This window comes from Acetobacter sp., assembly GCF_052102375.1.
Classification (GTDB): Bacteria; Pseudomonadota; Alphaproteobacteria; order Acetobacterales; family Acetobacteraceae; genus Acetobacter.
The window spans coordinates 39322-60111 of record NZ_JBQDXI010000017.1; the positions used below are offsets into that span (position 1 = coordinate 39322).

The 20790-nt window shown below is 52.9% G+C and carries 18 protein-coding genes; 9 read left to right on the forward strand and 9 right to left on the reverse strand.

What is annotated here, in order from left to right; genetic code table 11:
• Positions 1-101 precede the first annotated feature (101 nt).
• The 3 genes from carB to ACTIDN_RS08890 all read left to right on the forward strand — a co-directional run bounded on the left by carB (position 102) and on the right by ACTIDN_RS08890 (position 5170).
• On the forward strand, positions 102-3356 hold the full coding sequence (carB, locus tag ACTIDN_RS08880; protein ID WP_441376758.1) for a carbamoyl-phosphate synthase large subunit: 3255 nt from the start codon (positions 102-104) through the stop codon (positions 3354-3356).
• Between the two features lie 142 nt (positions 3357-3498).
• Positions 3499-3972: a transcription elongation factor GreA gene (greA, locus tag ACTIDN_RS08885; protein ID WP_415508454.1), complete on the forward strand. Its 474-nt coding sequence runs from the start codon at positions 3499-3501 to the stop codon at positions 3970-3972.
• A gap of 1 nt (position 3973) precedes the next feature.
• Positions 3974-5170, forward strand: a complete 1197-nt coding sequence (locus ACTIDN_RS08890; protein WP_441376759.1) for a threonine ammonia-lyase — start codon at positions 3974-3976, stop codon at positions 5168-5170.
• Positions 5171-5196: 26 nt separating this feature from the next.
• On the opposite strand, the gene ACTIDN_RS08895 is transcribed toward ACTIDN_RS08890, so the two are convergent.
• The 3 genes from ACTIDN_RS08895 to ACTIDN_RS08905 all read right to left on the reverse strand — a co-directional run bounded on the left by ACTIDN_RS08895 (position 5197) and on the right by ACTIDN_RS08905 (position 6712).
• Positions 5197-5400 carry a hypothetical protein gene (locus ACTIDN_RS08895; RefSeq protein ID WP_441376760.1) on the reverse strand — a complete coding sequence of 68 codons (204 nt, stop codon included), beginning with the start codon at positions 5398-5400 and terminating at the stop codon, positions 5197-5199.
• On the reverse strand, positions 5397-5765 hold the full coding sequence (locus tag ACTIDN_RS08900; protein ID WP_441376761.1) for a class I SAM-dependent methyltransferase: 369 nt from the start codon (positions 5763-5765) through the stop codon (positions 5397-5399). Before ACTIDN_RS08900 ends, ACTIDN_RS08895 begins: the two co-directional genes overlap by 4 nt.
• Before the next feature lie 227 nt (positions 5766-5992).
• On the reverse strand, positions 5993-6712 hold the full coding sequence (locus tag ACTIDN_RS08905) for a response regulator transcription factor (protein WP_048837146.1): 720 nt from the start codon (positions 6710-6712) through the stop codon (positions 5993-5995).
• A 152-nt stretch (positions 6713-6864) separates the two neighbouring features.
• Here ACTIDN_RS08905 and ACTIDN_RS08910 point away from each other — a divergent pair, with 152 nt between their 5' ends.
• Positions 6865-7380, forward strand: a complete 516-nt coding sequence (locus ACTIDN_RS08910; protein WP_441376762.1) for a L,D-transpeptidase family protein — start codon at positions 6865-6867, stop codon at positions 7378-7380.
• On the opposite strand, the gene ACTIDN_RS08915 is transcribed toward ACTIDN_RS08910, so the two are convergent.
• The 4 genes from ACTIDN_RS08915 to mntR form a co-directional block, all read right to left on the reverse strand.
• Positions 7365-9212, reverse strand: a complete 1848-nt coding sequence (locus tag ACTIDN_RS08915; protein ID WP_441376763.1) for a cation:proton antiporter — start codon at positions 9210-9212, stop codon at positions 7365-7367. The genes ACTIDN_RS08910 and ACTIDN_RS08915 overlap by 16 nt on opposite strands.
• Before the next feature lie 245 nt (positions 9213-9457).
• Positions 9458-10780 carry an RsmB/NOP family class I SAM-dependent RNA methyltransferase gene (locus ACTIDN_RS08920; RefSeq protein WP_441376764.1) on the reverse strand — a complete coding sequence of 441 codons (1323 nt, stop codon included), beginning with the start codon at positions 10778-10780 and terminating at the stop codon, positions 9458-9460.
• 9 nt (positions 10781-10789) lie between these two features.
• Positions 10790-12268, reverse strand: coding sequence for an IMP dehydrogenase (gene guaB, locus ACTIDN_RS08925; protein WP_441376765.1), 1479 nt, complete (start codon positions 12266-12268; stop codon positions 10790-10792).
• Positions 12269-12440: 172 nt separating this feature from the next.
• Positions 12441-12887 carry a manganese-binding transcriptional regulator MntR gene (mntR, locus tag ACTIDN_RS08930; RefSeq protein ID WP_441376766.1) on the reverse strand — a complete coding sequence of 149 codons (447 nt, stop codon included), beginning with the start codon at positions 12885-12887 and terminating at the stop codon, positions 12441-12443.
• A 199-nt stretch (positions 12888-13086) separates the two neighbouring features.
• On the opposite strand from mntR, the gene ACTIDN_RS08935 reads away from it, so the two are divergent.
• The 5 genes from ACTIDN_RS08935 to ACTIDN_RS08955 all read left to right on the forward strand — a co-directional run bounded on the left by ACTIDN_RS08935 (position 13087) and on the right by ACTIDN_RS08955 (position 18646).
• The gene (locus tag ACTIDN_RS08935; protein ID WP_441376767.1) at positions 13087-13371 is read left to right on the forward strand and encodes a hypothetical protein; all 285 of its coding nucleotides are present in this window, start codon (positions 13087-13089) and stop codon (positions 13369-13371) included.
• Positions 13368-13643, forward strand: coding sequence for a hypothetical protein (locus ACTIDN_RS08940; RefSeq protein ID WP_441376768.1), 276 nt, complete (start codon positions 13368-13370; stop codon positions 13641-13643). The genes ACTIDN_RS08935 and ACTIDN_RS08940 overlap by 4 nt, the downstream gene beginning before the upstream one ends.
• Before the next feature lie 4 nt (positions 13644-13647).
• A complete protein-coding gene (locus ACTIDN_RS08945) occupies positions 13648-15201 on the forward strand; it encodes a PepSY-associated TM helix domain-containing protein (protein ID WP_441376769.1) in 1554 nt (517 codons plus the stop codon).
• A gap of 318 nt (positions 15202-15519) precedes the next feature.
• Entirely contained in the window at positions 15520-16092 is a 573-nt protein-coding gene (locus ACTIDN_RS08950; protein WP_441376770.1) for a biliverdin-producing heme oxygenase, read from the forward strand.
• Positions 16085-18646 (forward strand): HWE histidine kinase domain-containing protein, encoded by a 2562-nt coding sequence (locus ACTIDN_RS08955; RefSeq protein ID WP_441376771.1) that lies wholly within the window; start codon positions 16085-16087, stop codon positions 18644-18646. The genes ACTIDN_RS08950 and ACTIDN_RS08955 overlap by 8 nt, the downstream gene beginning before the upstream one ends.
• A 98-nt stretch (positions 18647-18744) precedes the next feature.
• Here the strand turns inward: ACTIDN_RS08955 and ACTIDN_RS08960 are convergent, their stop codons facing one another.
• Complete coding sequence (locus ACTIDN_RS08960; RefSeq protein WP_415508466.1) at positions 18745-19212, reverse strand: c-type cytochrome; 468 nt, start codon at positions 19210-19212, stop codon at positions 18745-18747.
• A 122-nt stretch (positions 19213-19334) separates the two neighbouring features.
• On the reverse strand, positions 19335-20690 hold the full coding sequence (locus ACTIDN_RS08965) for an NCS2 family permease (protein ID WP_441376772.1): 1356 nt from the start codon (positions 20688-20690) through the stop codon (positions 19335-19337).
• Positions 20691-20790: the final 100 nt, after the last annotated feature.

The window sequence follows — 20790 nt, forward strand, 5'->3', positions numbered from 1 at the left end:
GCCCCGGCCTGCCATGCCTCACCGCATGGTGGAAGCCTGCATTCGCCCTCATTTTTGCTTATCCAGCCCCGTGTGGGCTGCCTGTCAGGACTGAACGTACCATGCCCAAACGGACAGATATTCGCTCCATCCTCATTATTGGCGCTGGTCCCATTGTGATCGGACAGGCGTGTGAGTTCGATTATTCCGGCGCGCAAGCCTGTAAGGCCCTGCGCGAGGAAGGGTACCGGGTTATTCTGGTTAACTCCAACCCCGCCACCATCATGACTGACCCCGGTCTGGCCGATGCCACTTATGTGGAGCCTATTACGCCGGAATGTGTTGAGCGCATTATCCTGAAGGAAAAGCCCGACGCAGTCCTGCCAACAATGGGTGGCCAGACGGCCCTGAACACCGCCATGGCGCTGGATGCTTCAGGTTTTCTGAAAAAACACGGTGTGGAACTTATTGGCGCCAATGCGGAAGTAATTGACCGCGCTGAAGACCGCCAGAAATTCCGTGAAGCCATGGATGCTATCGGCATTGAAAGCCCACGCAGCCTGATTGCGCACACCATGGCAGAAGCCAATGAAGCGCTGAAGGAAATTGGCTTCCCCACCATTATCCGCCCCTCTTTTACCATGGGCGGTTCTGGCGGCGGTATTGCTTACAACCGTGAAGAGTTTGAGCAGATTGTCGCGTCTGGTCTTGATGCGTCCCCCACGACAGAAGTGCTGATTGAAGAATCCGTTCTGGGCTGGAAAGAGTACGAAATGGAAGTTGTGCGCGACAAAGCGGACAACTGCATCATCGTCTGTTCCATTGAAAATATTGATCCCATGGGCATCCACACGGGTGACTCCATTACCGTTGCCCCTGCCCTGACGCTGACGGATAAAGAATACCAGCGTATGCGGGATGCCTCTCTGGCCTGCCTGCGCGCCATCGGGGTGGAAACCGGCGGGTCCAACGTGCAGTTTGGCGTAAACCCGGCAGACGGCCGCATGGTGGTTATTGAAATGAACCCCCGTGTTTCCCGCTCCTCCGCTCTTGCCTCCAAGGCAACCGGTTTCCCCATTGCCAAAATTGCCGCCAAACTGGCTGTTGGCTACACGCTGGATGAGCTGAAAAACGACATTACCACAACAACACCGGCCTCCTTTGAGCCAACGATTGATTATGTGGTCGTCAAAATCCCGCGCTTTACCTTTGAAAAGTTCCCCGGTGCGCCAGCTCTGCTTTCCACTTCCATGAAGTCTGTTGGGGAGGCTATGGCCATTGGTCGCTCTTTCCCTGAAGCCTTGCAGAAAGGCCTGCGCTCGATGGAGACCGGCCTGCATGGTCTGGACCCTGTGGAAATTCCTGGTGACGGCGGAGAAGATGCCTTCCGCGCGGCCCTCTCCCAGCCACGGCCAGAGCGCATCCTCATGGCAGCACAGGCCTTGCGCGCTGGTTTGTCTGTTGAAGACATTCATGAAGCCTGCCGCTTTGAACCGTGGTTCCTGCGCGAGCTTGAAAAACTGATTCAGGCAGAACGTCAGGTTGAAAACCACGGCCTGCCGCGCGATGCACAGAGCCTGCGCCGCCTGAAGGCCCTCGGCTTCTCTGATGTGCAACTGGCTCGGCTGTCCGGCCTACAGGCTGAAGAAGTTGCCAAACTGCGCACGGACGCAGGCGTCACTCCGGTTTACAAGCGCATTGATACCTGTGCTGGTGAGTTCGCATCCAGCACGCCGTATATGTATTCCTCTTATGAAGGCATGTTTGCGCCGCCGGTCTGCGAATCAGACCCGACCGACCGTGAAAAAATCGTTATTCTTGGCGGCGGCCCTAACCGTATCGGTCAAGGTATTGAGTTCGATTATTGCTGTGTGCACGCAGCCTATGCCCTGCGTGAAGCCGGGTTCGAGACCATTATGGTCAACTGTAACCCAGAAACTGTTTCAACGGACTATGACACATCGGACCGCCTGTATTTCGAACCACTGACAGCGGAAGACGTCATTGCACTGATCCGGTGTGAGCAGCAGAAAGGCAAGATTAAAGGCTGCATTGTTCAGTATGGTGGGCAAACCCCGCTCAAACTGTCTCATGCGCTGGAAAAAGCCGGTATTCCACTGCTGGGCACACCGGCAGACGCCATTGATCGCGCTGAAGACCGGGAGCGCTTTCAGGCCATGCTCCACAAGCTAGGGCTGCGGCAGCCAGCAAACGGCATTGCCCGTAACCCGCAGGAAGCGGAAGAAATTGCCGAACGCATTGGCTACCCCGTGGTAGTACGCCCATCCTACGTTCTGGGTGGTCGCGCCATGGAAATTGTCTATGATCGTCAGGCCCTTCAGCGCTATATGCGCGTTGCCCTGCAACTGGCCGGAGCGGATATTGCCAACGGCCCCGTGCTGATTGACCATTACCTGAACGATGCTATTGAAGCCGATGTTGACTGCATTTCTGACGGCACGGAAGTGTATGTTGCCGGGGTGATGGAGCACATTGAAGAAGCAGGTATTCACTCTGGTGACAGCGCCTGCGCCCTGCCGCCTTACACTCTCTCCCCTGCGATCGTAACAGAGCTAAAGGCACAAACCGAAGCCATGGCCCGTGAGCTGGGCATTGTCGGTCTGATGAATGTTCAGTACGCCATAAAGGATCAGGATATCTTCGTGCTGGAGGTCAATCCACGCGCCTCCCGCACTGTACCGTTTGTGGCTAAAGCCACTGGGGTGCCGGTTGCCAAGATTGGTGCCCGCGTTATGGCTGGCGACAAACTGACCAGCTTTAACCTTGATGACCGCGCAGTGACCCCGCATGTCGCGGTTAAGGAAGCCGTGTTCCCCTTCAACCGCTTTGCGGAAGTGGACACTATCCTTGGTCCGGAAATGCGCTCCACCGGTGAGGTCATGGGGCTTGACACCTCTTTTGAGCGGGCTTTTGCCAAATCCCAGCTTGGTGCTGGTGTCCGCCTGCCAACAGAAGGAACGGTGTTCCTGTCCGTACGGGATAATGACAAGGTGCATCTGCCGGCTCTGGGGCGTCAGCTTGCCCGCATGGGTCTGAAAATTCTGGCAACGCGCGGCACTGCCAAACAACTGCGCGAAGCAGGGATTGACGTAACCGTCGTCAACAAGGTGCTGGAAGGCCGCCCACACTGTGTGGATGCCATCCGCTCAGGTGAAGTGCAGATGGTTATTAACACGGCACGCGGCGCACAGTCCGTAGCAGACAGCTTTGACATCCGCCGTTCAGCGCTTGTTTTGGGCATTCCACACTACACAACGGTTGCAGGCGCACGGGCTGCAATTCATGCAATTGCGGCCATGCGGGAAGGACCGCTTGATGTTGCGCCACTTCAGTCATACTTTAGTGGAACATTCTAAGCAGACCGGGCGGGGCTAACCCCCTCGCCCATTCTGTTGCGGACTGAAAACTGCCTGCGTTTTCGCTGTGCGGTAGGTGTCCGCTTATCTGTGTAACTTCTCTGCCGGCATGTTGCCGGCAGCTTTACTCTGGGGATACGCCTTGCAGAAAACTCCGATGACGGGCAAGGGCTTGCAGCGGCTTGAAGACGAACTGCGCAAACTCAAGTCCGAAGAACGTCCGGCTATCATCCGCGCCATTGCGGAAGCCCGTAGCCACGGTGACCTTTCAGAAAACGCAGAATATCACGCTGCGCGTGAACGGCAGTCGTTTGTAGAAGGGCGTATTCTCGAGCTGGAAGAAATTGTTTCGACAGCCGAGGTCATTGATCCCACCACCCTTTCCGGTGATCAGGTCAAGTTCGGTGCCACCGTTACGGTGGTTGATGAAGATACCGACAAAGAAGCGACCTATCAGATTGTTGGCGTTTACGAAGCTGACATTAAACAGAAGCTCCTCTCCGTGTCCTCCCCTCTGGCCAAAACCCTGATTGGCAAACATGAAGGCGACACCATCTCCGTTCCTGCTCCCGGCGGTGACCGAACTTACGAAATTCTTTCTGTGAAATTCATCTGATATGATCTCGTTTGAGGACATCACGGCGGCCGCGGAACGGATCAAGGGCAAGGTACTCCGCACGCCCACGATTTCCTCTCACGCCCTCTCCAAAGCTACGGGAGCCAACATCACCCTAAAGCTTGAAAACCTTCAGGCCGTTGGCTCTTTCAAGGAGCGTGGGGCTGCTAACAAGCTGGCCTTGCTCACGCCAGAGGAAAGGCAGCGCGGTGTTATTGCCGTCTCTGCCGGTAACCACGCACAGGGCGTTGCACGCCATGCCAGCCTACTTGGTATTGACGCAGTTATTGTCATGCCAAAGTTCACACCGGCCGGTAAGGTGGTCCGTACCCGCAACTGGGGTGCGCGCGTTATTTTGGAAGGTGAAAGCTTTGCAGAAGCTCTCATGTTCGCTCAGGATCTTCAGGCGCGTGAAGGCCGAACCTTTATTCATCCTTATGATGACCCCGCAGTTATGGCTGGTCAGGGAACATGCGCCCTAGAACTGCTGGAAGATGCGGGACCATTGGATATGCTGGTAGCGCCCATTGGTGGTGGCGGCCTGCTCAGTGGCTGTTCTGTTGCCAGCAAGGCCATCCGTCCCGATGTCGAACTGATTGGCGTACAGGTTGAAAATTACAATTCACTGTCAGCCTTTCCCGGCGCAGCCACACGCCCTAATGGTGGCTCAACCATTGCAGAAGGCATTGCCGTTCTCCAGATAGGCAAGGCTCCTGACCAAGTTATCCGCAATTTGGTTTCCAAAGTACTGGTTGTGCCTGAATGTGCTGTAGAAAATGCCATTACGCTGCTGGCTGAGGGCGCAAAGCAGGTTAGTGAGGGTGCTGGCGCTGTCGGTTTGGCTGCCATTCTGACTTACCCGGACCTGTTCCGCGGGAAAAATGTCGCTCTCCCTATTTCTGGTGGGAATATCGACAGCCGCATTCTTGCCAACACGCTCCTCCGCGCCATGTTGCGCGATGGCCGTATTTTGCGTCTGGTAATGGAAATTCCTGACCGCCCTGGCGTACTGGCCGATATTTCCAAGACAATTGGTGAAGCTGGCGGGAACATTATTGAGGTCTCACATCAAAGGCTATTTGCGGCTCCGTCCGTCCAAGCTGCCGAACTTGAGGTGATGATTGAGGCACGAGATCCTGAACACGCAGCACTAATTACCAAAGCACTTGGCCATTCCTATATTGTCAGGCGCGCCTAAAACTACCCGTAAATGCTGGGCGTGGCCTAGAACCGCCCCAGCTTTTCGTACCCAAGATTATACGCCAAGCTTTGAATAATACGCCGAACACGGCTATCGGACAGTTTGCGAATAACAACATCGCAATACATTTTTTCTTCCAAACAAAAAGCGACCATCTCCCACCGATCACGCAGCATGAATTCATGACCGGCCTGAATAACACCATAAGGGCCGTTATCATCTCTCATGATTCCCAATAATCATTCAGGATAATCAGCCCAGTCACCGGCTTGATCTTGCGCCGTATAACTTCAAGGTCACGTACAACGCCCAGATAATTATGGTCGGCATCCAGATAAATAACGTCCACGCTTTTATCGGGAAGAGCGTTCAGCATAGCGCCACTATCACCCTCAAGCACTTTCACAACGCCAGTCGCTATGTCTGCGCCAAACTTACTTTCAAAAAAGCCCCGATGTGTTTTGCCTTCAAAAAATTCCGTTATGGGGCACCCCCAAACTTCTGGCAGCGTATGCACCCTATATTCGTCAATAGCGTAAAAAGTGGAAGGCTTGCATACATCCAGTATTTTTCTGGAAAATGCTCCTTTCATTAGGCCTACTTCCGCAATAACAGCATGCTTTGGCAGTAATGGAAGAATATCATCACGGCTTGGCAGAAGACGAGCGTTCCGTAAAAACCTCTTGGGTAGAGGAGGAACTGCAGGAAGAGAGAGGGCCGTAACCGGGACCTTTGATGTAGCGAAAAATAATATTAAAATGCAGTAATTTTTATTCTCATAAAGAAAGAGCAGAGGGGTTATCCTCTGCTCTTGGTAACTTAGACCGCACTACCCGTTTTTGCTTCCGGGTTAAGCCTGTAACCACCACCTTCCGTTATCAGAAGGCTGGCGTTGGTCGGATCCGGCTCAATTTTCTGGCGCAGGCGATAAATATGGGTTTCAAGCGTATGCGTTGTCACCGCAGCGTTATAGCCCCACACTTCATTCAGAAGCACCTGCCGTGGCACTGGGCGTGTGCCTGCGCGGTAAAGAAACTTCAGAATAGCCGTCTCTTTTTCTGTCAGACGAATACGCTTGTTTTTAACCGGCTCCTGCAACAGCTTGGCTGAAGGGCGGAACGTATATGGCCCAATAGAGAAGACTGCGTCCTCACTGTTTTCAAACAGGCGAAGCTGCGCCCGTAGTCGCGCCAGCAGCTCGGCAATACGGAAAGGCTTGGCAACATAATCATTGGCCCCGGCATCCAGCCCGCGCACAATGTCTGCCTCATCGTCAGAGCCTGTCAGCATGATGATTGGCATGCGGAAACCGTCTTTTCTCAACTCCGCACAGAAGTCACGCCCGTCTCCATCAGAGAGGGTGACATCCAGCAAAACGGCATCAAAACGGCTATCTGGTGCTTTCAGTTTTTCGCGGGCTTCAGCAAGACTGGCTGCTTCCTTGACGGCAAATTCACCATCAAGCTGCAATTGCTCGACAAGTGTTTGTCGAAGTATCTGATCATCATCGACAACCAATATGGGACGTGCACCTGTCATGAGTGTTTCTTCTCCTTCGTGTCAGCCTCGAAGTCTCTTGGCGGACTCAACCTTTTGATTTTAGAACTCTCTCACGAATTCCGCTTCAAACCAATAGCTCAAGCATAATCCGCTTTTTCTTCATAAGATACGATATAGGCTTTGTTATCTCGATGATGATACACGTTCACCCTGCCGCGCGCAGTAACCACAATGCACAACTGCATTGCGGACACAAAATCATGACCGCGATTATAGGTAAAAATGGTGTAACCCCTTGTAAACAAGAGGGAGACAATGCAACCCCTTTAGGGCTATTCCCCCTCCGCCGGGTGTTTTACCGTGCAGATAAAATCGCCCGTCCACAAACTTGCCTGCCAACAGAAGCCATAAGCCGGACAGACGGATGGTGCGATGACTCTACATCCCCGTATTATAATGAAAAATTGACCTTACCCAACCAAGCTCGGCACGAAATTCTGTGGCGGGATGATGATGTGTACGACATTATTGTCGTGATTGGTTATAATGATGACCCGGTACAAGCGGGGCGTGGCTCCGCCATCTTCATGCACAAGCAACGGCCTGACCGCTCCCCTACAGAAGGATGCGTAGCCCTAAGTGAATCTGACCTTCTGGCTGTACTAGCCAGTCAGGCTACGCATATTCTTATTCATGCCCCAACGTGATGAGATGCATCCTGAAACAAGGAATTCTCTGAAAAGTCAGGGGGTACGAGGGCAACCACACAATGTCCATTTTCAAGCTGAGGACGCGCTTGGTCTTCAGCAGAAAGAACCGTAATGGAGACGCCTTTTTGTAAAACAAGAAAAGGCAGAAGATTGCTTCCTTCGTAAAAAATAGCCTCCTTGTTTTCGTCCGTTACTGTCAGGTTGATAAAACGCCAGCCTTCCTTGACCAGAGTTTCAAGCAAGGTGAAATTCCACGAAGGCTCACCAAGCACCTTACCCCTCGCTTCACGGCTCAGACCACGATACTGGTCAAGCCGGGCTATGCCGGGGCTGACCTGATACACACGTTGCCCCCCAAAATGCGGCGTGAGATGAGCACAGACAAGCCCGTTGTAAATGGCGTCTGGAGTGGTGCATATCAGATAGTCCGCGGGACGTTCTTCCAGACTTTCTGCGCCTTCTTCAGAAAGGACTTCCGCAGGCAACACGGGCACACCGGCAGCCTGTGCGCGTGTCAGATCAAGCGAGGAATTATCAACCAGAAGAACCGGCACATTCGCCTTGTGTACGGCAATAGCCAGCTTGCTGGACCAGTCGTTTGCCCCGACAATGGCTAGCGCAGGCTCATCAGACAAAGTGAGCTTAAGCCTACGACCCAGAGGTGCGAGGGAAAAGCCATGCAGGATCATGGTTGAGGCGATAACAGCAAATACCGCTGGCATCACCTGCCCTGCACCGGGATACCCCGCATCCTGCAAACGCAGACCGGCCACACCAGCCACAGCCGCCGCGACAATACCGCGCGGTGCAATCCAACCAACAAAAATTCTCTCTGCCCACGGCATGCTGGAGCGGGCTGTTGCCAGAAGAATACCCAATGGCCGCACGAGAAACAGCACAGCAAGCGTAAGCGCACCGATAGACCATGAAAGATGCGCCAGTTCAGCACGCTGCAAATCAGCCGTAAGCAGCACAAAGAGAATGGAGACAATCAGCACTACCAGCGCTTCCTTCATGCGCTGGATTTCAGCCATGCCGGGAATACGCAAATTCACCAGAGCCATACCAAAAACAGTAGACGCCATAAGACCAGCACCATCCATGGCAAGCGTTCCCAGTGAAAACAAAACGAGCGCCGATGTAATCAGTACTGGAATTTTCAGGACTTCTGGCATCATGTCCCGCACCCAGAGCCAGCGCATACCCCATGCCGCACCAATGCCCAATGCAATCATCAGCCCTGCACTGGCGATCATGTGCGGCAGAATAAACCCGAAAAATGTGCCAGACCCCTCGTCTGGGCGCATGAGCAGCACTTCGAGCACCAAGGTCGCCAGAATAGCCCCTATAGGGTCGTTCACAATCGCTTCCCATCGCAGGAAAGCAGCAACGCGCGGGTGTAGCTTGGCATTGCGCAACAACGGTAGAACCACAGTCGGCCCGGTAACCACAATAATCGCCCCGAACAGGAAAGCAGCGCCCCAGCTCATCCCACCGATATAATGCGCGGCAACAGTACCAAGAATGAGATTAATAGGCAGAGCTACCAAGGTCAGACGCAACACGCCCTCCCCGGCTTCCTTTAACTGCCTGAAATCCAGCGCGAGCCCACCCTCAAAGACAATCAGCGCCACAGCAAGCGAGACAAGAGAGTGAAAGGCCGGGCCTATCATGCGTGTTGGATGCAAGACTTCCAGCACCGGGCCGTACAACAACCCTAGGGCGAACAATAAAACAATGGCAGGCAACCTGAACCGCCACGCAGTCCACTGCGCCAGCATGCTTCCGCCAAGAACAAAAAAGATGCTGAGAAGTACGCTTTCAGTCATGGTGATCCAATGTGCTGCTGTGTTGCGGAGGGCTCTCTACCAGAACCACCGCAACGGATATCGTGCGAGACAAGATGCTACAGTTTACACGAATATGCACAAATTGGTTTTCTGAAAATGCGTTCTTCTTATAAAAAATTGTATATTTTGCAGCGTCAGTCTATTTTTATTGTAACAACAGAGCTTACCTCTGCAACAGTTTTCAAAAATAGAAAAATGCTGCTGCAGAGTGCAGGACGTATGTTTTAGTTTTCCGTTGGTAAGGACGCAGTTGCGGGCTCAGCTTTCCGTTCAAGCACAGCCGCAAAAAAACCATCCGTACCATTTTTGTGCGGCGTTAGCGCAAACATGGACGTCTGCTTCAGGCTTTCAGGCAGCTCTGTACTATCAGACGGCACAAGGTGGAACCCGCTGTTCCTTTTAAGAAATGCGTCTATCTGCTGTGTATTTTCTGCGGACAGAATGGAGCAGGTTGCATAAACCAGCCGACCACCCGGCCTAACCAATGTTGCCGCCTTATCCAGAATTTGCGCCTGTTTGACCAGCAGTTCATCAAGGTCCTGACGTGTCGTGCGCAAGCGGGCATCCGGGTTGCGGCGCCACGTACCCGTACCACTACATGGTGCATCCACCAACACCCGGTCAAAAGACCCAGACCGCCGTTTGGCCCACTTATCTCCGGCAGTCAGTAAATGCCGCTCCACGTTGTGCACACCCGCACGACGCAACCTGCGTACCGCGCCATCCAGACGTTTTTCCGCAACGTCACACGCTGCGATATGCCCCTTGTTTTCCATCATCATGGCCAGAGCCAGAGTTTTTCCTCCAGCCCCTGCACAATAATCCAGAACGCGCATATGGGGGGCAGCCCCCAGAATAGCGGCTACAAGCTGGCTCCCTTCGTCCTGAATTTCAACACGCCCATCCTGAAACGGAGTTGAAGACGTAACAGGCAAGCGACCACTCAAGCGCAAGCCCCAAGGCGAAAGAGGTGTTAATTCTGCATGCAATCCTTCCCGTGCCAGAGCTTTCTGCGCTTCTGGCCGGGTTGCGCGCAACATGTTCACACGCAAATCCAGCGTTGCTGGTTCGGACAGGGCAGCAAGTTCCTGCTCAAGCGTATCCCCAAAGGTCGCCTCCAGTTCCGGCATCAGCCAGTCTGGCAGTTCAAGCTTTACGACGCGGGGCATGCCCTCCATATCAAGGGTTCTGCGCGCCAGAGCGTGTACGCTATCCCGCTCTTTAAGCGTGAGAGCCCCTGCTGCAAAACGCCCTTCTTCAAAAAGAGCGCTTACCTCCTCCAACCCTGTGCCTTTTAAAACCAGAGAGGCCGCAACCAGCAGGCGCGGGGTAGGCTGTGCCCCAATTTCTGCCAGATGCCAGCCAATCCGGCGCCAAGCCCGCATAATATCCCAGACAAGGCCTGAGACTGCCCGGCGGTCCCCGCCACCAATATAGCGCCGTTCACGAAAAAAACTGTTCGCAACGGCATCCGCTGGTTTACGGGGCGTTGCCTCCATAGCGGCAAGAAGGTCAATGGAGGCTGAAAGCCGGGCTGAAGGTGTCATGATTAAATATTAGTCCCGACGGTAGTTAGGGGCTTCGCGCGTGATGGATACATCATGCACATGGCTTTCACGCAGACCTGCTCCCGTAATACGGCGGAAACGGGCGCGTGCCTGTAGGTCTGGCAATTCGGCTGAACCAGTATAGCCCATGCCTGCCTTCAAGCCACCAACCAACTGGTGAATGACGGCTGCCATGCTGCCCTTATAGGGCACACGGCCTTCAATACCTTCTGGCACCAGCTTGAGGGAATCCCGCACTTCCTGCTGGAAATACCGGTCCGCAGACCCACGAGCCATAGCGCCAAGGCTGCCCATGCCACGATAAGATTTGTAAGACCGGCCCTGATACAGGAAAACCTCACCCGGTGCTTCTTCAGTTCCTGCCAGCAGAGAGCCAACCATAACCACATCCGCACCGGCCCCAATGGCCTTAACGATGTCACCAGAGGTCCGGATACCGCCATCCGCGATGGCAGGTGTATTGAGCTCATGGCAGGCAATGGCCGTTTCGAGCACGGCTGAGAACTGTGGGACGCCAACGCCTGCAACAATACGTGTCGTGCAGATTGACCCTGGGCCAATACCAATTTTCACGCAATCAGCGCCTGAGTTAATCAGTGCTTGAGCCGCTTCCGGGGTTGCTACGTTACCAGCAATAATCTGGATGGAATTATCAAGGGCTTTCAGGCGTTCGACCGCCCGCAACACACCAGAAGAGTGACCGTGAGCTGTATCAACAACCAAGACGTCCACACCGGCTTCAACCAGAAGTTTTGCCCGGCTGAACCCATCTTCTCCCACACCCGTCGCCGCAGCACAGCGTAACCGTCCCAAATTATCTTTGATGGCCAGTGGGTAGGCGACAGCCTTATCCATGTCCTTGACGGTAATAATCCCAACGCAACGCTCAGCGTCATCAACCACCAGCAGTTTTTCAATCCGGTGTTTGTGCAGGAGTTGGCGTGCTGTATCCGCATCAGCGCCATCACGCACGGTCACGAGATTATCGCGGGTCATCAGTTCAGAAACGCGCTGGGTAGGGTCTGTCGCAAAGCGCACGTCACGGTTGGTCAGAATACCCACAAGCTTCTGGCTTGCTGGCTCGACCACAGGCAGACCGCTAATGCCGTTGCTCTGCATGATGGCACGCACTTCAGCCAGCGTCTGCTCCGGACCAACAGTCACGGGGTTGACCACCATACCAGACTCAAAGCGTTTAACACGACGGACGTGTTCAGCCTGCTCTTCTGGTGTCAGGTTTTTATGAATAACGCCCAAGCCACCCTGCTGGGCCATGGCGATAGCCATCTGGTCTTCCGTTACCGTGTCCATGGCGGCGGAAACCAGAGGAATATTCAATTCAATGGAGCGTGTCAGCCGGGTACGGACGGAAGTCTGGCTTGGCACAACCTCGGAGGCGGCAGGAACAACCAGAACGTCATCAAACGCCAAGGCTTCAATTACACGGCTATATGGGGAAGACGTCATACCACGGGAGCCCTTAACTAAAGTGCGGTTGGGGTCACCCGATAGCAGTGGTTTGCCTCAGGTCACCTGACCATTGGCGCTTCCTCTTATGGCGTTGGGACACGAAAGGCAAGATGAAAGACGCAGAATTGACATGTTTTTAAAACTGTCATGTCTTTCCCTGCAATCACCTTTAGGGAGCAAGCCGACCCGTTTTCATGGCGCGACGGAAAGCGTCCAGCGTTTCATCACTGACAAAATGCTCCATGCCCTCCGCGTCCATCCGGGCGGTACAGACATCAACCCCTAAAGCCAGCAGAAACTCCTCAACAATCTGGTGCCGGGCTCTCACAGCCTCAGCCAGTGTTGCACCTGCTTCTGTCAGAAAAATACCGCGATACGGTTTACGGGTGACAAAGCCTTCCGCCACCAACCGCGTCAGCATTTTGGCTACCGTTGGCTGAGACACCCCAAGGCGGTCTGCAATATCGACCTGCCGTGCCTCTCGGCCTTCTGCCAGCAAATCATCAATCAGTTCTACGTAATCTTCTATCAGGACGTTCCGGCGGGCCTCCCGCGCATGGCGAAATCCTTCGCTTTGGCTTTCTGCATCAAGCAGAACTGGCTTTTGCTGTTTCACCGTAGGTCTCCGCGTCACATGTGTCGGCTAGGGGGTTGGGGTGCTATACCGGAACTCAGGAGAGAGCAAAAGCTGGCAATTTCCCCTCGCTCCGCACGAAACTTGTTATCAGAACGCGCCAAGATCAGGTTTACTTTCTACTCATTTATGATATTGATAATCATTATTAACTTTTACCAAAGAATATGAGTGCGCAAAAATGAGTGACATAGTAACCCTGCTTGTGGGGTACGGTTGCACTGCTGTTGCCATTGGGCTGCTCTACACAACCTCCCCCAATCAGAAGCTTTTGGCTACGCCCATCCCCTTCCGCTTTAGTGCTCCGATTGCCTTGATACTGTGGAGCCTTGGGCTTGCGTTTCTGTATGCACCTCTGGGAGGAGGTATTGCGTTTTTATGCAGTATCGCCACGACTATTATTGTCGCCAACTTACTCCCCTTGTTGCTGGCTGTGCGCCATACTTATGGAGGTAAGCGCCCATGACCAAGCCACACATCTACACCCTTAAAGGGTGGGTAGGCAAAAGCATGGCTGGCGTATTAATGGGCTTTGCCGTTGCCTTGGCTTTTTCAGGTATTTTAATCAATCAGGTTTTTGTATCCCGCTCCCTTGTCACGGTGCAGCTTGCCATGTGGGTTATGCCTCCACTCTGGCTCGCCTGTCTTTCAGTTTGTTTTCTGTTTTCCACCGCTTATCGCGCATGGTTTTTCATGAGCACGATTGCTCTCATCCTCTTCATTGCTGGCTACGTCTAAACTCATGAAAATCAACACAAGCCTTGTCCTGCTCTACAAAGAAATTCACACATGGGTTGGCATAGTCTGCGGATTATTCCTGTTCATTGCCTTTTATGCAGGCGCCATAACCATGTTCTCACCCGCTATAGATCAGTGGGTACAAAATGACTTTCTGCACCCGGCCCCTCTGGACAGCATGTCTTCTCTCCTAGAAAAAATACATGATGAAAGAAGTGATCTTTTAAAAAATTATACAATTACTCTTATGGACCCAAACGGCAACAAAAGCACCTTCATTGGTTACACAGGCGGCCATGGCCGACGGAATGAGGGGGCTTCAGCATTCACAGCTTTTCTGGATGACACAAACACGCTTCAGGTCCAAAAAATCAATCCAGCCCATACTGGAGAAATCATTAATAAAATCCATCAAACTATTGGCCTGCCCTTCAACCATACAATTTCGGAATTCATTATGGGATGGGTAGCGCTGCTTTACGGACTAGCGCTGATAACTGGTATCGTTATTTTCTTACCAGGCCTCAAAAAGAATCTTTTTGCTGTCCGTGTTGGCACAAACAAAAAGAAAATGTGGCTGGATATTCACAATGTCTTAGGTGTTTTCAGTCTTCCATTTCATCTTATCATTGCCCTCACCTCTGTAACCTTTGCCTTTCATGATGTGTTTTATGCCGCACAGGATGCGTTGTTTTATCATCATGACCTCAACAAAACCTTTGCCGCAGCCAGAGCTCCCACGCCCTCCATAAACAAAACCGGTCGTTTATTGACCCCACCAGAATTGCTGAACGCTCTCAAGGTACAGGCACCCCATTTCCAACCAACATCTCTGTCTGCTCACGCTGGCCCGCATGGTTCTGTTATGACGCAAGTTCAGGGTATGGACCTTCATCATCCCATGCGCTCGTTGACCGGTGGTTTTGTGACATTGGACGCCTACACAGGCACGATCACGCAAAAGGAGTATATGCCGGGCCTGCAATCCACCAGCTCTGCTGTGCTCACAAGCTTTTTTGCACTGCATTTTGGCAGCTTTGGTGGCACTGCAATGCTATGGGCTTATTTTATACTCGGTGCCTCTGGGGCTTTCATTTTTTACTCGGGAAATATTTTGTGGCTGGAAACGCGACGCAAAAAGGGCTCTCAAGCGGCACAAACACCCCCAAAATTATCTCATAAAATTTTAAGCTCTCTGACCGTGGGGGTTACGAGCGGCTGCATTGCGGGCATTTCCGCAATCATTTTAGCTGCCCGCTGGTTGTCTCATTACAGTCAATCACCGGACATAAGCAGCGTCATACTGTATTACTGCGTTTTTACTCTTTGTGTTGCATGGGCTTTTATCATAAAATCGCAGCGTGCAAGCTGGCATCTTCTTGGCCTTTGTGGCCTCATTACACTAAGCATTGCCCTCTCCAATCTATGGGGCACCTATGTTATCAGGCTATCCGCATCTCCCGTCACTGGGGCAACCGAGCAAATTATGAACCTTATTGCAACGCTTGCAGCATGTAGTTTTTTCTTCATGGCGTATAAAATACGCCAAAAGGCATAAGCACTTTCCAAACTTAACGTATTATTTATTTTTAGGTCGGACACCCCCTCACAGAAACGTGTTGATATAAAAACGAAAGCATTGCCCGCTAAAACATTGCACTCCTGAATATTTCGAATGTAGTTCTGAACCAAAGTGCAAAACAACCTTTTGCCTACAGGAAATGCTGCGTTTGGATTTGCATATCCTCCTGTTGCCTTTGTGTTCCGCTGCTGGCATGATGTGTAGCAATGTGCTGGGGTTGAATAGAGTGAGTGCTCCTTCCTATTTTCTGTTCCGTCTTGTTGCATAAAACCACTCACAAAAACGGCTCAGAAAATGTCTTCATCTTCCCGGCGTTTCTGCCTTCGCCAAGGCACTTGGGCCACACATCAGGAACTGGATGCCCTTATCGGGCCGCTTAACACTCTGGCTGCCTATAAGCGTTATCTGTTAGCTGTTTACACGCTTCGCAAAAGCTTTGAGTCCGCAATACATGAGGTCACTTGGCCCGAGCATTTTGGCACGTGGCGGCCAATCACGCTTGTGGCCGCTATGGAGCAAGACTTGGCTGACCTTGGCCTTGCTGCCCCTCCTACCCAGCCGTTACCTACATTTTCGAATATTTCCTCCCTTCTGGGTGCCTTGTATGTCACTGAAGGTGCATCACTGGGAGCAAGACTTCTTGTCAGGCAAGCAGCCTCTCTTGGCATGACTTCAGACTTTGGCGCGCGCCACCTCACACAGCAGGTTGCAGAGAGTGACCAATGGACACACTTCCTTACCGTGTTGGACCAAGCTCCTGAATTTGACGAATTATTAGCGACAGAAACCGCGCTGAGCCTTTTTTCTTACGCCATGGCGGCTGTTCACCGTGCTGATGCAGCACTGGAAGTGCAAAAACATGGTTAAATTTGGCCAAGCTGACCTGACGAGCTGCGATAAAGAGCCCATCCATATTCCCGGCAGCATTCAGCCCCATGGTTGCCTGATAAGCTGCGATCTTGAGCATTTTACCGTCCGCCGTGTGTCAACTAACGCAGCCGACATGCTCGGGCTCTCCGTTATTGAACCCGGCAGTGCGTTATCCGACCACCTGCCCGGCGAAACCCTGCACGAAATTCGTAATGCCCTGACTAACAGCTTGTCCCTTAAGCGACCTTCTTACCTTTTTAATGTTTTTTTCTCGCCACAACGTAATTTTGACGTGTCTGTGCACGTCTCGGGGCGGGAGGTTGTCATAGAGTGTGAGCCAGCAGGCTCACCAGAAACCAGTCAGCGCGTTATCAGCCAGTTACGGATGATGCTGGACCGTATTCGGGACATTGCGGATATGGACCGCCTGTTTGACACGGTTGTCAAGCTCATGCGTGGTCTGCTGCATTATGACCGGATCATGGTTTATCGGTTTGACCCGGACTGGTCCGGCAAAGTAGTGGCAGAAGCACGCTCCCCCGTACTGGAAAGTTTTTTAGGCCAGCATTTCCCAAGCGCAGATATCCCTGCACAGGCGCGCGACCTATACCGCCGCGCCCTGATCCGGGTTATTGGAGATGCTTCTTACACACCGGTCACCCTAGAAGAAGTGCCCGGCGCCGAACCTCTGGACATGTCGCTCTCCCAACTACGCAGCGTATCCCCTATTCACTGCGAGTATCTGACAAACATGGGTGTTGGGGCATCCATGTCCATTTCCCTGATTGTGGATGGGGAGCTATGGGGCATGATTGCCTGCCATAACTACTCCCCCAAAAACCTGACACTTGCCGAACGTGTCATTGTGAAAATGTTTGGTGAATTCTTAGCCCTACGAATTGTTGTGCTGCTTCGCACCAGCCGCCTGTTGGTAACACAGCGTACCCATACCCTGATTGAGAACTTCCTGCGCGACTCAGTCTCCATGAGCAATATGCCATCCTATCTCCGCAGCCGTATTGCGGATCTGGAGCCACTTGTGCCGTGTGATGGGATTGGCCTCTGGATTGATCAGGATTGGACATCCCACGGGCTCACACCCAACAAACCGGAAATTGTGGCTGAACTAGCCCGTGCGGCAGGCACCCTCGCCGCGCATCAGGTCTGGCATACAACACATCTGTGCGAAACATTTGAGTGGGCACGTGACCTATTGCCAGACATAGCTGGCGTGCTGGTTATCCCCATTTCTCCCCAACCTGCGGATTATCTCTTTCTGTTCCGGAAAGAGATAATTCAGACCTTGAACTGGGGCGGCGACCCCAACAAAACCTACAAGTCCGGCCCTCATGGCCCACGGCTTACGCCCCGCACCAGCTTCGCCATCTGGAAAGAGCAGGTTCAGGAGCGCGCGTACCCCTGGACTGCGAATGACCTTGAAGCCGCAAGTCTGTTGCGTTCCGCCTTAATTGAGGTGATGGGCGCTTATCACCAGCAACAGCTCAAGGAACGCGCTGAGGCAGATGTGCGGCAGCGTATGCTGAATGAAGAGCTCAGCCACCGGGTCAAAAATATTCTGGCTGTCGTGCAGTCGCTCATGGCCCGCCCCGTGCCGGAAGGCCGGAGTGCTCAGAAGCATTTCCAAATTCTCAAGGCGCGTGTCAACGCGCTGGCTCAGGCGCACGATCAGGTTGTACGCGCTGACGGCGGTGGCTTATTACGCCCCTTACTGGAAGCTGAGCTGGAACCCTATCGGCTTGAAGCAGATACCATACAATTGAGTGGGCCAGATATATGGCTTACAGGCCGTGCGCTGTCTGTCTCCGCACTTGTCATTCATGAACTGGCAACAAACGCCGCCAAATACGGCTCCCTTTCTCGGAGGGAAGGCAAACTGCATGTGCAATGGTGGTTTGATGAAGACAGCCAGAACTGGGTGCTCACTTGGCAGGAAAGTGGTGGCCCTTCCGTCAAGGCGTCTACACGCAAAGGGTTTGGGTCTGTTCTGGTTGATCGTGCCATTCCGCATGAATTAGGTGGAAAGACGACAAAAGACTTTAGAACCAACGGGCTCTTTATTCGTTTTGATCTACCAAGACGCCATGCTGCACTGGTAACACACGAGGAAAGCCCGATGAATACGATAACGGAAATTCCGACAGTCAACACGCAGAACAAAGGGCTGCTGGCGCAGGCTTCCGTGTTGGTTGTTGAAGACCAGCTATTGATCGCCATGGATATTGAGCAGGCCCTGGCTGAAAACGGCGTCACTCAGGTTCAGACCGTCGCATCCGTATATGAAGGTATTCAGGCCATAACCCAGCGTGTGCCGGATATCGCACTGCTTGACCTCAATCTTGGCGATGAAACTTCGGCTGACATCGCGGCCTTGTTGCGCAAAAAGAAAGTCCCCATTCTTTTTGCCACCGGCTATGCAGACCGTTCCATGATCCCTGCTGGCTTTGAAGATGTTCCGGTCATCCGCAAACCATACGTAACGCAGTCTGTCATACGGAAAATGGAGAAACTGCTTGGCGCCTCCGACGCCTGATCCGGTCGAGCAAACGCCTTCCCAGCCACAAAAAAAGCCCCCTTCAACGTCTTGGTTTGAAGGGGGCAGTTCAGTTCAACAGTCAATCAGCACAACGCTTAGGGAATGGGATGTGCCGCGTTGAGCGCATTACGTTCAGCCATCATCTCAGCGCCCTTTTTTGGTTTTGAGCGTGCGGTCTTGATGTCATCAGCCGTTATGGTTTGTGCCGTGCCACCAAGAGTTGTCAGGTAAGACAAGACAGCCGCCAGATCCTCATCTGGCAATCCTTTGAAAGACGGCATGAAGCCCACGTAGCTTGCGCCACCGGCCTGAATGGGGCCATGCAAACCATTGATTACCACGTCCGCCAGATAGGCTTTGCCTTCCGGTGTGGCCGCAATTTTATCAATACGCCCCTTAAGGGCAGGAAATTGCCCCGGCATACCCACGCCACCAGCCTGATGACACACGGAGCAGTTGGTGCTGTACACCGCTGCACCATCTGACGCAGCCAGCGCTGAACCGGTCAGAACAGAGCAAGCCATTATACTGCCAGCAAGAAGTGAAAGGCCTGTTTTCAGCATTAAGAACGCCCCAAAAGTATCGATATCATAACAATTGCAGATTAAGGCCTTGCAGTCAAAGCCAATAAAGCGGGCTTTGCCTAACAGGTTTTAAACTGCCTCACCAGCCACCCCGGCACAGGTCAGCCCATCCGCGAGGAAATGAAGAGATAAACGAGGAACACAACATCAAGCCCCACCAACATGATGCTAAGCTCTTTCCACTGCCGCCGGGCACACACCAACACTGTATAAAGCAGCAGCCCCAGTGCCAGACTGATCATGAAGTCACCGGTCATGACGGTAACCAGCACCATCAGCAATGGCACGGCTTTATCCTGAGCAGACATATCCCGTAGGTCAGTCAGCCCTCCCAGCATCCCCAGCCCCACCAGAATAAGAACGGGAGCCGTAGCAATAGCGGGCACAGACGTAATAAGGGGCCACAGGAAAGAGGACGCTGCAAACAAAACGGCCACTGTTAGCCCGACCAGCCCCGTGCGCCCTCCGGCTTCAACGCCAACCAGAGATTCAAGATAGGCTGAAACGGTAGAGGTGCCCAACGCAGACCCAACAACACTCGCTGTAGCATCTGATGCAAACGCCGCCTGCCCGAGCAGAGGCTTACCGTCTTTATCCTTAAGGCCAGACCGTTGGGTTACTGCCATCATGGTGCCGGTGGCATCAAAAAAATCACCAAGGAAAAAATACAAGGTGACAGGCAACACCATAAAGAAGTGTGAGAAAAATCCCTTAAAATCGTAAGGAAATAGCATGTGCCATGGGTAGTGCGGCCATTCCGCCCAATGTTCTGGCAGGCTGGTAACAAGCCCCCCACCTTTATGCGGCACAAAACAGCCTGCTATTGTAATGGCAATAATAGAAAACAGCATAGCCGCCGGCACCCGTGACCAGCGCAGAACAACAGCCAGAAAAACACCAGCTATACTCAGTATGACAGCCGGATCGGTCAGGCTACCAAAAGACAGACCTTCGTTACTTTTAACGGCAAGACCACCTGCCACCATGCCGATATGCGCAATAAAAGCCCCAATGGCAAAATGAATACCCATCCGCACGGGAATGGGGAAAGCCGCAATAATCTTCTGCCGCCATTGCGTCAGGGAAAGCAGTAGAAAAGCCAACCCGCCAAACAACACCATGGTAAAGGCGACCGCAGGCGGCACACCCATACGCACCACAACAACCTGAGCAAAAATGACATTGCTGCTCATGGCCGGAGCCAACGCTATGGGAAGTTTTGCCCATAGTCCCATTAACAGGGAGCCGAACACAGCCGCCGCAATAGTCGTCATGACCATGGCATTTTTGTCCAACCCGGCGGCGGACAACACGTCCGGGTTAACCGCCATGATGTAGGCCATGGCCCCGAATGTTGTAATACCGGCTACAATCTCCCGGCCAAAGCTGGACCCTCGCGCAGAAACCTGAAAATAGCGGTCAAAAACCTGACCTATACGTGCAGAGAGTCCGGCCATTCATTCCTCGGTGCTGCTGGGGTGTTGCCGGTGTATACCCATCCAAAGCCTGTGCGCCAAATAGTTTCATGTTCAGGACAAATACACAGGCCACCACGCA

Excerpts from the sequence above, each read along its gene's own strand:
- carB (WP_441376758.1), top strand. The coding sequence starts at position 102 with ATGCCCAAACGGACAGATATTCGCTCCATCCTCATTATTGGCGCTGGT.
- ACTIDN_RS08890 (WP_441376759.1), top strand. The coding sequence starts at position 3,974 with ATGATCTCGTTTGAGGACATCACGGCGGCCGCGGAACGGATCAAGGGC.
- ACTIDN_RS08895 (WP_441376760.1), bottom strand. The coding sequence starts at position 5,400 with ATGAGAGATGATAACGGCCCTTATGGTGTTATTCAGGCCGGTCATGAA.
- ACTIDN_RS08900 (WP_441376761.1), bottom strand. The coding sequence starts at position 5,765 with ATGAAAGGAGCATTTTCCAGAAAAATACTGGATGTATGCAAGCCTTCC.
- ACTIDN_RS08905 (WP_048837146.1), bottom strand. The coding sequence starts at position 6,712 with ATGACAGGTGCACGTCCCATATTGGTTGTCGATGATGATCAGATACTT.
- ACTIDN_RS08910 (WP_441376762.1), top strand. The coding sequence starts at position 6,865 with ATGATGATACACGTTCACCCTGCCGCGCGCAGTAACCACAATGCACAA.
- ACTIDN_RS08915 (WP_441376763.1), bottom strand. The coding sequence starts at position 9,212 with ATGACTGAAAGCGTACTTCTCAGCATCTTTTTTGTTCTTGGCGGAAGC.
- ACTIDN_RS08920 (WP_441376764.1), bottom strand. The coding sequence starts at position 10,780 with ATGACACCTTCAGCCCGGCTTTCAGCCTCCATTGACCTTCTTGCCGCT.
- guaB (WP_441376765.1), bottom strand. The coding sequence starts at position 12,268 with ATGACGTCTTCCCCATATAGCCGTGTAATTGAAGCCTTGGCGTTTGAT.
- ACTIDN_RS08935 (WP_441376767.1), top strand. The coding sequence starts at position 13,087 with ATGAGTGACATAGTAACCCTGCTTGTGGGGTACGGTTGCACTGCTGTT.
- ACTIDN_RS08940 (WP_441376768.1), top strand. The coding sequence starts at position 13,368 with ATGACCAAGCCACACATCTACACCCTTAAAGGGTGGGTAGGCAAAAGC.
- ACTIDN_RS08945 (WP_441376769.1), top strand. The coding sequence starts at position 13,648 with ATGAAAATCAACACAAGCCTTGTCCTGCTCTACAAAGAAATTCACACA.
- ACTIDN_RS08950 (WP_441376770.1), top strand. The coding sequence starts at position 15,520 with ATGTCTTCATCTTCCCGGCGTTTCTGCCTTCGCCAAGGCACTTGGGCC.
- ACTIDN_RS08955 (WP_441376771.1), top strand. The coding sequence starts at position 16,085 with ATGGTTAAATTTGGCCAAGCTGACCTGACGAGCTGCGATAAAGAGCCC.
- ACTIDN_RS08960 (WP_415508466.1), bottom strand. The coding sequence starts at position 19,212 with ATGCTGAAAACAGGCCTTTCACTTCTTGCTGGCAGTATAATGGCTTGC.
- ACTIDN_RS08965 (WP_441376772.1), bottom strand. The coding sequence starts at position 20,690 with ATGGCCGGACTCTCTGCACGTATAGGTCAGGTTTTTGACCGCTATTTT.